Below are 14538 nucleotides of genomic sequence, written 5' to 3' on the forward strand. Positions count from 1 at the left end.
CGCCCCACCTTTTAGAGAGAACACCGCAATGATGTATCACATTCCTGACGTGCTATCGACAGACCAGGTGGCGGAATTTACCCGACAGCTGGCGCAGGCCGAGTGGGTCGACGGGCGGGTTACGGTCGGCAGCCAGGGGGCGGCCGTCAAACAGAACCAGCAGATCGATACCCGAACGCCGCTGTATGCCCAGCTGCAGACCGCTGTGCTCGACGCGCTGCGCGGCCATCCGCAGTTTTTTTCCGCCGCGCTGCCGCGGACGATTTCCGCACCGTTGTTTAATCGCTATGGGCCAGGTGAGACCTATGGTTTTCATGTCGATGGCGCCGTTCGCCAGATCGGCGAGGCGGGCTGGATGCGCACTGACCTGTCGGCAACGCTATTTCTTTGCGATCCGGAGAGCTATGAGGGCGGTGAACTGGTGATGGAAGACACCTATGGCCAGCACCGGGTGAAACTCCCGGCCGGGCATCTGGTGCTCTATCCCGCCAGCAGCCTGCACTGCGTCACCCCGGTCACCCGCGGCGTACGTCAGGCCTCTTTTCTGTGGATCCAGTCGATGGTCCGCGACGATAAACAGCGCGCGATGCTCTACGACCTGGACCGTACCATCCAGTCTCTGAAGGCCCGCTTTGGCGACGGAGAAGAGGTCCTCTCCCTGCTCAATATGTATCACAACCTGCTGCGCCAGTGGACGGAAGTATGATCCGCTGATCGCAAGCAGGGAGGACGAGGCAATAGACTGGCCGTCCGCTGGCCAGTTTTCAACAGAGATTAAAACCGATAGCCTGCGGAGAACATAAACACCCACGGATCCAGGCGGGTGCTGACTTTCTGGTCCACGCCGCCGGCTTTGAATTTCACATCGGTATCGATATCCATGTACCACACCGACATATTCAGCAGCCAGTCGCGGTTAATCAGATAATCGAGGCCAACCTGCCCCGCCGCGCCCCAGGAGTCTTTGAGGCTCAGATCGGAAAGCCCGGCCGCCTTACCGGTGTCGTTAAAGTCTTCATTAAAGAAGGTGGTGTAGTTGATACCGGCCCCCACGTACGGGCGCACCTTGCTTTGCGCATCGCCAAAGTACCACTGCGCCATCAGGGTGGGTGGCAGCTGATGAACGGTGGCGATGGTCCCGGTTGGCCCGGTGCCGACCTTATGACGGAACGGCGTTGCCGCCAGTAATTCCACGCCAATGTTATCGGTCGCCATATAGGTAAAGGTTAAACCCAGCTGGGTGTTGTTACTGACGTTGAAACTGCCAAGGCTACCCAGCACATTGTCAGAGCCCTCCGTCGGACGGACGGTAGCGGTCCCGGCACGAATGAAAAATTCACCCGCCTCATGCGCCCAGACGCTGCCGGTAGAAAGCGTGCCAAGAATCAATGCCGCCGCTGCTAACTTCTTCATATCCACTTCCTCATTATGGTTTTTCAGCGCGGCCAAATATACCTATAACGAGTTACGTTTGATCTGTTTTAGATCACACTAAATCCTTAGATTTAACATTTATTGATCCAGATTAATTTTTGCAACCGATCGCAATGTGCTGATTCCTTTTCACATCAATTTTCACTATTCGAACAAAAAATTATTTCTGCCCCTCTTGCCGCCGCTGAGGCGGCTGGATAAGTTAACTGCCGACAATCTGTGTTGATGCGTTTTTTTCAGGTGTAATTATGAGTGAAATCAACCCGTGCATGACGTGCGGTGCCTGTTGTGCGTATTTTCGAGTCTCTTTCTACTGGGCGGAAGCCGACGACGCGGGTGGCCTGGTCCCCTCTGCGCTGACCGAGCCGCTGACCCCCTTCCTGCGCTGCATGAGCGGCACTAACCAACGCCAGAGCCGCTGCGCAGCGTTGTCTGGCAACATTGGTGAGGCCGTCCACTGCACTATCTATGAAAACCGGCCCTCACCGTGCCGCGAATTCGCCATGTCCGGGGAAAATGGCGAGGAAAACGATGCCTGCAACCGGGCACGGGCGCGCTACGGCCTGCCACCATTGCGGCCTCTTTACAAAGATATACCTGCCCTGACCGGCGCAGAGAGTGCTACGACGCAACGATTTGCGGTACAATCGCCGGCTAGTTAACACCTGCGACACTCAAGGAGAATGCATGTCTATCACGGCGAAGTCCGTCTACCGTGACACCGGGAATTTTTTTCGTAATCAGTTCATTACCATTTTGCTGATTGCGCTGTTGTGCGCGTTCATCACGGTAGTACTTGGCCATGCCTTTTCACCCAGCGACGAGCAGCTGTCGATCCTCAGCGAAGGGGATAACCTCGCCGGTAGCGCCGGCCTGTTCGAGCTGGTGCAGAACATGACGCCGGAGCAGCAGCAGGTTCTGCTGCGCGCCTCGGCGGCATCGACCTTTTCAGGTCTGGTGGGTAATGCGATCCTTGTCGGCGGCATCCTGCTGCTGATCCAGCTGGTCTCTGCCGGTCATCGTGTCAGCGCCCTGCGTGCCATCGGCGCCTCGGCGCCGGTGCTGCCGAAGCTGCTGCTGCTGATCCTGTTCACCACCTTCCTGGTGCAAATGGGGATGATGTTAGTGCTGGTGCCCGGCGTGCTGCTGGCCATCGTGCTGGCCTTTGCGCCGATCATGCTGGTACAGGACAAAATGGGCATCCTCAGCGCCATGCGCAGCAGCATGCGCCTGGCGTGGGCCAACCTGCGGCTGGTGGCGCCAGCCATTATTGGCTGGCTGGCGGCAAAAACCCTGCTGTTACTGCTCGCTTCCAGTTTTGCCGTCCTGACGCCGAATGTAGGGGCAGTGGTCATCAACACCATCAGCAACCTGATTTCCGCCCTGTTGCTGATCTATTTATTCCGCGTATATATGCTTATCCGCAGCTAATTTTAACCAGGATCGGGGGCATCCCCGGTCCGTCCTGAAAGACGGGATCGATGTATGAAGCAGTTTCTGGATTTTTTACCGCTGGTGGTCTTCTTTGCCTTCTATAAGCTTTACGATATCTATGCCGCCACCACGGCGCTGATTGTGGCGACCGCCATCGTGCTGATCTACAGCTGGGTGCGCTATCGTAAAGTCGAAAAAATGGCGCTGGTCACCTTTGTGCTGGTGGCCGTCTTTGGCGGGTTAACCATCTTCTTCCACAATGATGAGTTTATTAAATGGAAGGTGACGGTGATTTATGCCCTGTTCGCCGGCGCGCTGCTGTTCAGCCAGTGGGTGATGAAAAAGCCGCTGATCCAGCGCATGCTGGGCAAAGAGCTGACCCTGCCGCAGCAGGTCTGGTCGCGGCTTAACCTGGCCTGGGCAGTATTCTTTATCCTCTGTGGGCTGGCCAATATCTATATCGCGTTCTGGCTGCCGCAAAATATCTGGGTCAACTTCAAGGTCTTTGGCTTAACCGCCCTCACGCTGGTCTTTACGCTGCTGAGCGGGATCTACATCTACCGTCATATGCCCCAGGACGACCACCACTAATTGCTCCGCCGGCGCGCCAACGCGCGCCGCGCTCACCCCGGACGATCTCACTGCGCTGGCAACCGTTCCCTGCAATCACAACTTCCGCACATAACCTGACAGCGTTTCCGCCACAATACGCAAGTTCCCTACATGATTTCTCTCAACAGCATAAAAAATTGCGGTAATTGTGAGGATTTTATGGAGATTCATTTCCTTACATTGTAATGATAATGGTTATCATTAATATTCTCGATCTCATTTTATTGGCTTTGAAAAGGATATTTATATGAGATCGCTGCAATATTATGCTCCAACGACCCTGGCGCTGGTCATATCCAGTCTGCTCGTCCCGAACGCCTTTGCTGAAGAGTCAGAACAAGATACCGAAACGATGATTGTGCGCAGTACGGCGGAAGAGGCGCTTAAGCAACAGCCCGGGGTGTCGATTATCACGGCAGAGGATATTGCTAAGCAGCCGCCGGTCAACGATCTCTCAGACATCATCCGTAAAATGCCCGGGGTGAATTTGACCGGCAACAGCGCCAGCGGCAGTCGGGGCAACAACCGCCAGATTGATATTCGCGGCATGGGGCCGGAGAACACCCTGATCCTGATAGATGGGGTACCGGTCACGTCACGTAACGCGGTTCGCTATAGCTGGCGCGGCGAACGCGATACCCGGGGCGACAGCAACTGGGTACCTGCCGAAATGGTCGAGCGAATTGAAGTTCTCCGCGGTCCGGCTGCCGCACGCTATGGTTCCGGCGCGGCGGGGGGAGTGGTCAACATCATTACCAAACGCCCGACCAACAACTGGCACGGTTCGCTCTCTTTCTTCACCAATCAGCCGGAAAACAACAAGGAAGGCACGACTAATCGCGCTAATTTCAATCTCAGCGGCCCACTGGCCGGCGAGGCGCTGACCATGCGCCTGTATGGCAATATCAATAAAACGGAACCCGACGCCTGGGACATTAACCATGCGCAAAACGGCTCTTACGCTGCGGGACGTGAAGGGGTCCGCAATAAAGACATTAACGCCCTACTGTCATGGAAAATGACCCCGCAACAAATTCTCGATTTCAGCTACGCCTACAGCCGTCAGGGGAATATCTATGCCGGTGATACTCAATACAGCAACGGCAATCTTAGCCCGAACGGGCTGGTAGACTCCCTGTACGGCCACGAAACTAATCGCCTCTATCGCCAGTCCTGGGGACTGACCTACAACGGTCTATGGGATTGGGGTCAGTCCAAAGCCGGTGTTTACTACGAGAAAACCAACAATACCCGACTGCAGGAAGGCTCTACCGGCCGCGTCGAAGGTATGATCAACAGTGAAGATTATGCCACCAGCCGTCTGGAATCCTGGCGTACTACCTCGGAATTCAATGTGCCTTTTTACTGGCTGGCAGACCAGACGCTGACGCTGGGAATGGAATGGAATCATGATAAGCTCGACGACCCGGCATCGATGCAGGCCACTAACAGCAACGGCGAGACTATCCCCGGAACGTCGGGCGATCCTGCGCAACGGAGTACCAAAAACAGCGCCACTCTCACCGGGATCTATCTGGAGGATAATATCGAAGCCGTACCCGGCACCAACCTGATCCCCGGCATTCGCTTTGATTATCATAATCAGTTTGGTAGCAACTGGAGTCCAAGCCTCAACGTGTCTCAAGCGCTGGGCGATATGTTCACGCTGAAGGCCGGTATCGCGCGCGTGTTTAAAGCGCCTAACCTCTATCAATCTAGTGAGGGCTATTTGCTCTCCACCCGCGGCAACGGTTGTCCGAACACGATCGCCGAAGGCAGCTGCTATCTGCTGGGCAACCCTGACCTCGATCCGGAAATCAGTATTAACAAAGAGATCGGTATCGAATTTAACCTTAATGGTTACGCAGCCGGAGTCACCTGGTTTCGCAACGATTACAAAAACAAAATCGTCTCCGGAACCGAGGTGCTGGGCTATACCTCCAGCGGCAATAATATTCTGCAGTGGCAGAACGGCGGCAAAGCCGTGGTCGAGGGGCTGGAAGGAAATCTGCTGATCCCGGTGCTGGCTGATATCCTCAGCTGGCGGACCAATGCCACCTGGATGCTCAAATCTGAAAGTAAAGAGACAGGCAACCCGCTGTCGGTCATCCCGAAATATACCGTTAACACGATGCTCGACTGGCAGGTAAACGACGCCCTGTCTGCGAATGTTAACTGGACGCTTTATGGCCGTCAGAAGCCGCGTCAGTATGCGGAGATCCGCAACGAAACCGGAACCCTTGCCACCACCGAGGTTGGCGCCTATTCCATCGTGGGTATTGGTACTCAGTATCAGCTAAACCGGGATATTCGCCTGAACGCCGGAATAAGTAATCTATTTGATAAGCAACTGTATCGCGAAAATGCCGGCGCCTCGACCTACAATGAGCCTGGCCGCGCGTATTACGCCGGAGTGACCCTCTCCTTCTGAACCACCGCGCCCGCGCCAGCGGGCGTATTCCCCTATTCTCACTGAGCTATTTTCATAGTAGCATCCCGCTGATCGTCTTTGACCACAACAGAGTAGAGCATGACAACAACAGATCTCGCCCCAAAGGGCGAAATGGTTTTACGTACTCTTGCCATGCCGGCGGATACGAATGCCAATGGGGATATTTTTGGCGGCTGGCTGATGTCGCAGATGGATATTGGCGGCGCCATTATGGCCAAAGAGATCGCCCAAGGTCGCGTGGTGACCGTACGGGTGGATGGGATGACCTTTTTACGCCCGGTCGCCGTTGGCGACGTGGTGTGCTGCTACGCCCGCTGTGTGAAGCGCGGAAACACCTCGGTAACTATTAACATCGAAGTGTGGGTGAAAAAAGTCTCTTCAGAACCGATTGGCCAACGCTACAAGGCGACGGAAGCGCTGTTTATCTACGTTGCCGTTGATAATCAGGGAAAACCACGTCCTCTGCCAGCGGAATAAGAAGGTGCCCGGCTTGCCGGGCACCTGACTTACAGAAAGCCCAGCAGCGAAAAAAAGAAGTAACCGATGACAATCACGATCACCGGCAGCACGTACAGTGGGAAATACTGCACCAGGATAGTATGGCGCGGAACCACAATGCGTTCGGCGAGCTGCTCGCGGGTTAACCCATCTACGCCTTTGGCCTGCTCAAGGATCAGCTGGTCCTCAATCCCCTCGCGGAGAAATTTCGCCTGCCGCGCCATCCGCGCGCCGGAAGCCTGCAGGGCCATGCCGACGAACACCAGAATGAAGATGATCCAGAAGCCGATGTTCAGGCTATGGTGAAAATCCGGCAGCGGTGAGTTGTACCAGAAAAAGTTCAGGAACGGCGTGTTAAAGCGCATCATCTCAATCATCACGTGCGCAAAATCCATCATTACCGCATCAATGCCGGGTTTCTTTTCACTGTGCTCATACATAAATTTGAGCACAGAAATCAGCGTCGACAGCACGGCGGGAATAAAGATAACCCATCCTAAAATGCGTTTAATAACCGCTATGCGTCCAGCTTGTTGGTACGTCATGAGTTCCCCTTGTTAAAGACGCGTTGGTGGTTCGCCTGCTGCCAGTTGCGTGGCGCTGGCTTCCCTCGCTCCCCCGAGTATGTCGAGTATAAGTCTATCTGCCACGGCGAATTTCGCCCAATAATGCGCGGTATGATATACCATGATTGCCGATTCGTTTATCTGATTACGCAACAGGAGAAGGACATATGTCAGCGAAGCGCCGCATTGAGGCCGCGATATTTGATATGGACGGGTTGCTGATTGACTCGGAGCCGCTCTGGGATCAGGCGGAAGTCGAGGTCATGGAAAGTCTGGGGGTGGATACCCGTCGCCGCGATGAATTGCCCGACCTGCTCGGTCTGCGAATCGACCTGGTGGTGGATCTGTGGTACACGCAGCAGCCGTGGCACGGCGTAGATCGGGCGGAAGCTACCGCGCGCATTATCCGTCGCGCCATCGAGCTGGTGGAAGCTTCCCGTCCGCTGCTGCCGGGCGTGCGCGAAGCGGTGGCCCTGTGTAAAGCTCAGGGTTTGAAGGTGGGCCTGGCCTCGGCCTCGCCGCTGATGATGCTGGAAAAAGTGCTCGCTATGTTTGAACTGCGCGACCAGTTTGATGCGCTCGCCTCTGCGGAGCATTTACCCTGGAGCAAACCGCACCCGCAGGTTTACCTCAACTGCGCCGCTGCCCTGGGAGTCGACCCGCAGCGCTGCGTCGCGCTGGAAGATTCTGTCAACGGCATGATCGCCAGCAAAGCCGCGCGCATGCGGGCTATCGTGGTGCCGGAAGCGGAGAATAGCCGCGACCCGCGCTTTGTGCTGGCGGACGTCAAGCTCCCGTCACTGCTGGCCCTCACTGCAGAGAACTTGCTCGGCTAAGACCACTGGCGGGTGCAACAATCGCTGTCACGCCGCCAGAACTTAAATCAAAACACAGTTTCATTTTAATTGTAATTTTGTTTCTCTGCCTCTATGCTGGGGACAGGTGGCGTCATGGTACGCCTGAAGATCAGCTGACAGAGGTGAATATGATACTGAACGCCTTCGACCTGACGGGTAAGGTCGCCATCGTGACCGGTTGCGATACCGGCCTGGGACAGGGAATGACGCTGGGCCTGGCGCAGGCCGGGTGCGATATCGTCGGCATTAACCGCAAGATCCCCCATGATACGGCCGAACAGGTTCAGGCGCTGGGACGTCGGTTTCATGCCATACAGGCGGATCTCAGCCATCAGAGTGATATGACTGCCCTGGTTGACCAGGCCGTGGCGGCGATGGGTCGGGTCGATATTCTGGTCAACAACGCGGGAACTATTCGTCGCCATGATGCCCTGAATTTCCCGGAAAGCGACTGGGATGCGGTGATTGACCTGAATCTTAAAGCCGTGTTTTTCCTTAGCCAGGCGGTCGCCAGACAGTTTATTCATCAGGGCGACGGCGGGAAAATCATCAACATTGCCTCGGTGCTCTCGTTTCAGGGCGGTATTCGCGTGCCCTCCTACACCGCCTCGAAAAGCGGCCTGCTCGGCCTCACCCGTCTGTTGGCCAACGAATGGGCCAGCCAGGGTATCAACGTCAACGCCATTGCGCCCGGCTATATGGCGACCAATAACACTCAGCCGCTGCGCGAAGACGAAGAGCGTAACCAGGCGATCCTCGAGCGCATTCCCGCCGGGCGCTGGGGTGTGCCGGGCGATCTGCAGGGACCGGTGGTGTTTCTCGCCTCGTCTGCCGCCGACTATGTTAACGGCTACACGCTGGCCGTCGATGGCGGATGGCTGGCGCGCTAAGAGTTTGTGACAAAGAGTTACACCGTCACCTCTTCCGTACACTGTATAAAAACCCTATACTGTATGAATCGACAGTTTAGGGTGTATGATCATGACGGCGGAAGGCCATCTCTTCTTTTCAATCGCCTGCGCAGTATTTGCCAAAAACGCAGAGTTAACGCCGGTGCTGGCGCAGGGCGACTGGTGGCATATTGTGCCCTCTGCGGTCCTGACCTGCCTGCTGCCGGACATCGATCACCCTAAGTCTTTTCTTGGCCAACGGCTGAGCTGGATCTCAAAGCCCGTGGCGCGGGCTTTTGGCCACCGCGGCTTTACCCACAGCCTGCTGGCGGTGTTTGGCGCGCTGACGCTGTTCTATCTGAAAGTGCCTGACAGCTGGATTATCCCGGCGGATGCCCTTCAGGGCCTGGTGCTGGGCTATCTTAGCCACATTCTCGCCGATATGCTCACCCCCGCCGGTGTGCCGCTACTGTGGCCTTGCCGGTGGCGCTTCCGGTTGCCGATCCTCGCGCCGCGCAAAGGCAATCAGCTCGAACGCGCCTTGTGTATGGCGCTGTTCGTCTATGCCGTCTGGATGCCGCAGACGCTGGCGGATAACAGCGCGATACGCTGGTCATCCGGGGTAATCAATTCCCTGCAAATTACCTTCAATCGCTTCATTAGTCACCAGAGTGGGCGATAAAGCGGCGGAAAACACCGTTTGGTTATAACCCATTCCATTTGAATATAAGTCCTTGATAACGCCTTCTGCTAATCTTGCGGTCATAAGAGCTGGTTATCCACCAGCCCAGGTTATAAAAATATCAGGAGAACGGGGATGAACTTTCCATTAATAGCGAACGTAGTCGTGTTCGCCGTATTACTGTTTGCGCTGGGGCAAACACGCCATAAACAGTGGAGCCTGGCCAGAAAAGTGCTGGTCGGTCTGGCGACTGGCGTGGTCTTTGGTCTGGCGCTGCAGCTGATCTACGGGTCTGACAGCCAGGTGCTGAAGGATTCCATCCAGTGGTTCAATATCGTCGGCAACGGTTATGTTCAGCTGCTGCAAATGATTGTTATGCCGCTGGTCTTCGCCTCCATCCTTAGCGCGGTGGCCCGCCTGCACAATGCCTCGCAGCTGGGGAAAATCAGCTTCCTGAGCATCGGTACTCTGCTGTTCACCACCCTGATCGCCGCCCTGGTTGGCGTGCTGGTGACTAATATGTTCGGCCTCACCGCCGAGGGACTGGTCCAGGGCAGCGCGGAGACCGCCCGTCTGAACGCCATCCAGAGCAACTATGTGGGGAAAGTGGCCGATCTCAGCGTCCCGCAGCTGATCCTTTCCTTCGTGCCGAAGAACCCGTTTGCTGACCTGACCGGGGCTAATCCGACCTCCATCATCAGCATCGTTATTTTCTCGGCATTCCTCGGCGTCGCAGCGCTTAAGCTGCTGAAAGAGGATGTGGAAAAAGGCCAGCGCGTGCTGACCGCCATCGATACCCTGCAGGGCTGGGTAATGAAGCTGGTTCGTCTGGTAATGCTGCTGACCCCTTACGGCGTGCTGGCCCTGATGACCAAAGTGGTTGCAGGGTCGAATCTGCAGGACATCATCAAGCTTGGCGGCTTCGTAGTAGCCTCGTACATTGCGCTGGGTATTATGTTTGTCGTCCACGGCCTGCTGCTGGCGATTAACGGCGTCAGCCCGCTGAAGTACTTCCGTAAAGTTTGGCCGGTGATCACCTTCGCCTTTACCAGCCGCTCCAGCGCCGCCTCCATTCCGCTGAACGTTGAGGCGCAGACTCGTCGTCTCGGCGTGCCGGAGTCGATTGCCAGCTTCTCTGCCTCTTTTGGCGCCACCATCGGCCAGAACGGCTGCGCCGGTATCTATCCGGCCATGCTGGCGGTGATGGTCGCGCCGACCGTGGGCATCAACCCGCTGGATCCGATGTGGATTGCCACCCTCGTGGGCATCGTCACCGTCAGCTCGGCGGGTGTTGCCGGGGTGGGCGGCGGCGCGACCTTCGCCGCGCTGATCGTCCTGCCGGCGATGGGCCTGCCGGTGACGCTGGTAGCGCTGCTGATCTCCGTCGAACCGCTGATCGACATGGGGCGTACCGCGCTGAACGTTAACGGCTCAATGACCGCCGGCACCCTGACCAGCCAGTGGCTGCGCCAGACCGATAAGTCGATCTTCGATAGCGAAGAAGAGGCCGAACTGGCGCATCGCTAAACGGCAAGCACAAAAATACCGCTGATCATTCAGCGGTTTTTTTATTTCTGCAGTTGACTCAGGCTTCTATCTCACCTTCCTGACGCACCTGGTTAGCCCAGCGCTGCGCCGATTCCGGCACGCTGAACGCCGGTGAACGACGGAAATGCTCCCCCATCAGCAGAAAAGCGACATACTTCCCGCGCAAAATCCAGACATCGCGAAAATGGTCCATTTTCACGGCATGTTCCGGAGGCGCAGGCTCCACGCGCGGCACGTAGCTAATGACAGGGCGATTTTGTTGGCGCAATGGTTTCATAACAAATGGATTCACTAAACAGAGCGGGAAACAGAAACCTCTATCATAGCCGATTGTGGACCCGTTCGTCGCCCCCCTGCCGCCGATGCGCATTTTAGGATAACTCCCTGCCCCCTCGCCGGGCGCAGACAGCGTAATGTTCTATAGTTAGAAGGGTTTTGGTCTATCAACGACCACTTTTAGCAATGAAAGCAGGAGACGAGTAATGTCTGATAAGCACCCGAACCCTCACCACCAACAGGCACCGGTCCATGACAGCGAGGAAGCGCAGCCGGGTCTCGACTCGCTGGCGCCGGACGATCGGGAGTGGCGCCCGACGCCGAAACCCACCGCCCCAGGCGCCGAACCGACAGCCCCCGGCAGCCTGAAAGCGCCGGAAACCCACAGCAGCAAACTTGACGCCCTCGAACCGCAGCGCAAAGGCGGAGAAGACGTTCCGCTGACCACCAACCAGGGCGTACGTATTGCCGACGATCAGAATTCACTACGCGCTGGCACCCGCGGCCCAACGCTGCTGGAAGATTTCATTCTGCGCGAGAAGATCACCCACTTTGACCATGAGCGTATTCCGGAGCGGATCGTTCATGCCCGCGGCTCTGCCGCCCACGGTTACTTTCAACCCTACAAAAGCCTGGCGGCATTGACCAAAGCCGATTTTCTCTCGGCTGCCGATAAGATCACTCCGGTCTTTGTGCGCTTTTCCACCGTGCAGGGCGGCGCGGGGTCGGCGGACACTGTGCGCGATATTCGCGGCTTCGCCACCAAGTTTTATACCGACGAGGGAGTTTTTGACCTGGTGGGCAACAACACCCCAGTCTTCTTTATCCAGGATGCGCTGAAGTTCCCCGACTTCGTCCACGCCGTGAAGCCTGAACCCCACTGGGCCATCCCTCAGGGGCAGAGCGCCCACGATACTTTCTGGGACTATGTCTCCCTGCAACCGGAAACGCTGCACAATGTGATGTGGGCGATGTCCGACCGCGGCATCCCGCGCAGCTACCGTACCATGGAAGGATTTGGTATTCACACCTTCCGTCTGATTAACGCCGAGGGCAAAGCCACCTTCGTTCGCTTCCACTGGAAACCGGTCGCCGGCAAGGCGTCGCTGGTGTGGGATGAAGCGCAGAAGCTGACCGGTCGCGACCCCGATTTTCATCGCCGCGATCTATGGGAGGCCATCGAAGCCGGGGACTACCCGGAATTTGAGCTTGGCCTGCAATTGATCCCCGAAGAGAATGAATTTGATTTTGACTTCGACCTGCTAGATCCCACCAAGCTCATCCCCGAGGCGCTGGTGCCGGTGCAGCGGGTTGGCAGAATGGTCCTCAACCGCAACCCGGATAACTTCTTTGCCGAAAATGAACAGGCGGCCTTCCATCCCGGACATATCGTCCCGGGCATTGATTTCAGCAACGATCCGCTGCTGCAGGGGCGCCTCTTCTCTTACACCGATACGCAAATTAGCCGCCTGGGTGGGCCGAACTTCCATGAAATCCCCATCAACCGTCCGACCTGCCCGTATCACAATTTCCAGCGTGACGGGATGCACCGGATGGATATTGACACCAATCCGGCCAACTACGAGCCCAACTCAATTAACGACAACTGGCCGCGTGAAACGCCGCCAGCCGCCAAACGCGGCGGCTTTGAGTCCCTCGCCGAGCGCGTCGACGGCGAAAAAATCCGCCAGCGCAGCCCTTCGTTCGGCGAATATTACGCTCAGCCCCGTCTGTTCTGGCTGAGCCAGACGCCGATTGAGCAGCAGCATATTATCGATGGTTTCAGCTTCGAGCTCAGCAAAGTGGTCCGCACCTGGATCCGCGAGCGGGTGGTCGATCACCTGGCCCATATCGATACCCGGCTTGCGGAAGCGGTCGGGGCGAATTTAGGTATCGAACTGAGCGACGATCAGCGCAACCTTACCCTGCCCGCCCCGGTCAATGGCGTGGAGAAAGACCCCAGCCTCAGCCTCTACGCCGACGCCGAAGGAGATGTGAAAGGTCGGGTGGTGGCCGTCCTGCTCAATGAACGCACCTCAGCGCAGGATCTGGTTCAGCTCCTGCAGGCGCTGCAGGCCCAGGGCGTGCACAGTAAGCTGCTTTACTCACGGATGGGCGAAGTCATCGCCGATGATGGCTCTCCGCTGCCGATCGCCGGCACTTTCGCCGGTTCTCCATCGCTAACGGTGGATGCCGTGGTGGTGCCTGGCGGCGATCTCAGCGCCCTGAGCCAGAGCGGCGATGCGCGCTATTACCTGCTGGAAGCCTATAAGCATCTGAAGCCGATTCTGCTGGCAGGTGATGCCCGGCAGCTGACGTCTGTTCTGCAGGTTCCGCCCCAGGGGGAAGAAGGGGTTATCGTCACCGATGCGCTCGACACGCCAGCGGCGGACAAACTGCTCGCCCTGATGACGGCCCACCGTGTGTGGTCGAGAAGCCCGAAAATCGCCGCTATTCCGGCATAGCAAAAAGCCCGGCACACGGTGCCGGGCTTGATTCACTTTCCCTTTCCACCACCGGGCTTACACGTCGCGGTAAGTTCCCAGACGATAGCCCCGGTCGGCCACTGCCGCTTTCAGCGAGGCAGATGTCAGCACATCAAGCTCATCCAGTCGTGGATAGCAGTAGGCGCTGTCCATAATGATCCGATCGACATAAGCCGGATGACACATCACCTCCAGGGAGCGCTCCCCGCGGGCGATTGAGGCATCCAGCGTCTGCAGAAACAGTTCCTCAGAGACCGCTTCACCGTAAAACTCGCTGCTGAAGCCTGCGCTGCTGCGCGCCGCCTGTTGATCGAGCCCACCCTGCGCCGCCACCAGGCGGTCAATGCGTAACGCAATCCCCTTCTCACGGGCAAAGGCCGCCACGATAGGATAGATCTGAGCGAACATATGCACATGGTGGTGGCTGTCGATATGCGTCGGTTCATGGCCGAAGAGTTCGACAAAACGGCGGTACTGACACGCCAGCTCGTGGGCAATCTCCTCCAGCGGCAAGCTTCCTTCTTCCGCCTGCTGCCAGATCCATTTGCCCAGCCGACCATCGCGGGTTAATCCCGGCATGGCCGACAGCGGCTCGCCCAGCGTCAGTACAAAGTGCATCCCGACCGCCAGCTCCGGGGTACTGCGGCTCAGCTGGGCGGCGTGGTCAATGGCCGCGCCGTTGACCAGCGCGGTGGTCGATGTCACCACGCCGTTACGGCAGGCTTCGATAATGCCGTAGTTCTGCCCTTTACTAAGGCCGAAGTCGTCGGCATTGACGATCAATACGCGTTCCATTAGCCGCT

The 14538-nt window shown here is 57.1% G+C and carries 15 protein-coding genes; 11 read left to right on the forward strand and 4 right to left on the reverse strand.

Annotated features, from left to right (window positions below):
* Positions 1 to 28: 28 nt before the first annotated feature.
* On the forward strand, positions 29 to 706 hold the full coding sequence (gene ybiX / locus LGL98_RS14745; protein ID WP_136034919.1) for a PKHD-type hydroxylase YbiX: 678 nt from the start codon (positions 29 to 31) through the stop codon (positions 704 to 706).
* A 68-nt stretch (positions 707 to 774) separates the two neighbouring features.
* Here ybiX and ompW read toward each other — a convergent pair whose 3' ends face one another.
* Positions 775 to 1413: an outer membrane protein OmpW gene (gene ompW / locus LGL98_RS14750; protein WP_002901634.1), complete on the reverse strand. Its 639-nt coding sequence runs from the start codon at positions 1411 to 1413 to the stop codon at positions 775 to 777.
* Between the two features lie 269 nt (positions 1414 to 1682).
* On the opposite strand from ompW, the gene LGL98_RS14755 reads away from it, so the two are divergent.
* From LGL98_RS14755 to yciA, 5 genes are all read left to right on the forward strand, one after another.
* The gene (locus tag LGL98_RS14755; protein ID WP_136034921.1) at positions 1683 to 2096 is read left to right on the forward strand and encodes a YkgJ family cysteine cluster protein; all 414 of its coding nucleotides are present in this window, start codon (positions 1683 to 1685) and stop codon (positions 2094 to 2096) included.
* A 25-nt stretch (positions 2097 to 2121) separates the two neighbouring features.
* Positions 2122 to 2865 (forward strand): YciC family protein, encoded by a 744-nt coding sequence (locus LGL98_RS14760; RefSeq protein ID WP_136034923.1) that lies wholly within the window; start codon positions 2122 to 2124, stop codon positions 2863 to 2865.
* Positions 2866 to 2919: 54 nt separating this feature from the next.
* Positions 2920 to 3459, forward strand: coding sequence for a septation protein A (locus tag LGL98_RS14765; protein WP_136034924.1), 540 nt, complete (start codon positions 2920 to 2922; stop codon positions 3457 to 3459).
* 268 nt (positions 3460 to 3727) lie between these two features.
* The gene (locus tag LGL98_RS14770) at positions 3728 to 5911 is read left to right on the forward strand and encodes a TonB-dependent siderophore receptor (RefSeq protein ID WP_136034926.1); all 2184 of its coding nucleotides are present in this window, start codon (positions 3728 to 3730) and stop codon (positions 5909 to 5911) included.
* A gap of 99 nt (positions 5912 to 6010) precedes the next feature.
* On the forward strand, positions 6011 to 6409 hold the full coding sequence (gene yciA / locus LGL98_RS14775) for an acyl-CoA thioester hydrolase YciA (RefSeq protein ID WP_002901629.1): 399 nt from the start codon (positions 6011 to 6013) through the stop codon (positions 6407 to 6409).
* A gap of 29 nt (positions 6410 to 6438) precedes the next feature.
* Here the strand turns inward: yciA and LGL98_RS14780 are convergent, their stop codons facing one another.
* Positions 6439 to 6975: a YniB family protein gene (locus LGL98_RS14780; RefSeq protein ID WP_025713614.1), complete on the reverse strand. Its 537-nt coding sequence runs from the start codon at positions 6973 to 6975 to the stop codon at positions 6439 to 6441.
* A gap of 188 nt (positions 6976 to 7163) precedes the next feature.
* Between LGL98_RS14780 and hxpB the strand changes: the two genes are divergently transcribed.
* From hxpB to LGL98_RS14800, 4 genes are all read left to right on the forward strand, one after another.
* A complete protein-coding gene (gene hxpB / locus LGL98_RS14785; protein WP_136034928.1) occupies positions 7164 to 7832 on the forward strand; it encodes a hexitol phosphatase HxpB in 669 nt (222 codons plus the stop codon).
* A 149-nt stretch (positions 7833 to 7981) separates the two neighbouring features.
* Positions 7982 to 8743, forward strand: a complete 762-nt coding sequence (kduD, locus tag LGL98_RS14790; protein WP_136034930.1) for a 2-dehydro-3-deoxy-D-gluconate 5-dehydrogenase KduD — start codon at positions 7982 to 7984, stop codon at positions 8741 to 8743.
* Positions 8744 to 8834: 91 nt separating this feature from the next.
* On the forward strand, positions 8835 to 9425 hold the full coding sequence (locus LGL98_RS14795) for a metal-dependent hydrolase (RefSeq protein WP_136034933.1): 591 nt from the start codon (positions 8835 to 8837) through the stop codon (positions 9423 to 9425).
* 135 nt (positions 9426 to 9560) lie between these two features.
* Positions 9561 to 10952, forward strand: a complete 1392-nt coding sequence (locus LGL98_RS14800; RefSeq protein WP_136034934.1) for an L-cystine transporter — start codon at positions 9561 to 9563, stop codon at positions 10950 to 10952.
* A 58-nt stretch (positions 10953 to 11010) separates the two neighbouring features.
* Here the strand turns inward: LGL98_RS14800 and cedA are convergent, their stop codons facing one another.
* Positions 11011 to 11250 (reverse strand): cell division activator CedA, encoded by a 240-nt coding sequence (gene cedA, locus LGL98_RS14805; RefSeq protein ID WP_004151919.1) that lies wholly within the window; start codon positions 11248 to 11250, stop codon positions 11011 to 11013.
* Between the two features lie 205 nt (positions 11251 to 11455).
* Between cedA and katE the strand changes: the two genes are divergently transcribed.
* Positions 11456 to 13714, forward strand: coding sequence for a catalase HPII (gene katE / locus LGL98_RS14810; RefSeq protein WP_136034936.1), 2259 nt, complete (start codon positions 11456 to 11458; stop codon positions 13712 to 13714).
* A gap of 57 nt (positions 13715 to 13771) precedes the next feature.
* On the opposite strand, the gene chbG is transcribed toward katE, so the two are convergent.
* Positions 13772 to 14530, reverse strand: coding sequence for a chitin disaccharide deacetylase (gene chbG, locus LGL98_RS14815; RefSeq protein ID WP_136034938.1), 759 nt, complete (start codon positions 14528 to 14530; stop codon positions 13772 to 13774).
* Positions 14531 to 14538 lie beyond the last annotated feature (8 nt).

The organism is Klebsiella africana (genome assembly GCF_020526085.1).
In the GTDB taxonomy this organism is placed as follows: domain Bacteria; phylum Pseudomonadota; class Gammaproteobacteria; order Enterobacterales; family Enterobacteriaceae; genus Klebsiella; species Klebsiella africana.

Bases quoted from the DNA above. Each gene is read 5' to 3' on its own strand.
- LGL98_RS14755 (WP_136034921.1), top strand. From the start codon at position 1,683: ATGAGTGAAATCAACCCGTGCATGACGTGCGGTGCCTGTTGTGCGTAT.
- LGL98_RS14760 (WP_136034923.1), top strand. From the start codon at position 2,122: ATGTCTATCACGGCGAAGTCCGTCTACCGTGACACCGGGAATTTTTTT.
- LGL98_RS14770 (WP_136034926.1), top strand. From the start codon at position 3,728: ATGAGATCGCTGCAATATTATGCTCCAACGACCCTGGCGCTGGTCATA.
- LGL98_RS14780 (WP_025713614.1), bottom strand. From the start codon at position 6,975: ATGACGTACCAACAAGCTGGACGCATAGCGGTTATTAAACGCATTTTA.
- hxpB (WP_136034928.1), top strand. From the start codon at position 7,164: ATGTCAGCGAAGCGCCGCATTGAGGCCGCGATATTTGATATGGACGGG.
- yciA (WP_002901629.1), top strand. From the start codon at position 6,011: ATGACAACAACAGATCTCGCCCCAAAGGGCGAAATGGTTTTACGTACT.
- cedA (WP_004151919.1), bottom strand. From the start codon at position 11,250: ATGAAACCATTGCGCCAACAAAATCGCCCTGTCATTAGCTACGTGCCG.
- katE (WP_136034936.1), top strand. From the start codon at position 11,456: ATGTCTGATAAGCACCCGAACCCTCACCACCAACAGGCACCGGTCCAT.
- ompW (WP_002901634.1), bottom strand. From the start codon at position 1,413: ATGAAGAAGTTAGCAGCGGCGGCATTGATTCTTGGCACGCTTTCTACC.
- ybiX (WP_136034919.1), top strand. From the start codon at position 29: ATGATGTATCACATTCCTGACGTGCTATCGACAGACCAGGTGGCGGAA.
- chbG (WP_136034938.1), bottom strand. From the start codon at position 14,530: ATGGAACGCGTATTGATCGTCAATGCCGACGACTTCGGCCTTAGTAAA.
- LGL98_RS14800 (WP_136034934.1), top strand. From the start codon at position 9,561: ATGAACTTTCCATTAATAGCGAACGTAGTCGTGTTCGCCGTATTACTG.
- LGL98_RS14795 (WP_136034933.1), top strand. From the start codon at position 8,835: ATGACGGCGGAAGGCCATCTCTTCTTTTCAATCGCCTGCGCAGTATTT.
- kduD (WP_136034930.1), top strand. From the start codon at position 7,982: ATGATACTGAACGCCTTCGACCTGACGGGTAAGGTCGCCATCGTGACC.
- LGL98_RS14765 (WP_136034924.1), top strand. From the start codon at position 2,920: ATGAAGCAGTTTCTGGATTTTTTACCGCTGGTGGTCTTCTTTGCCTTC.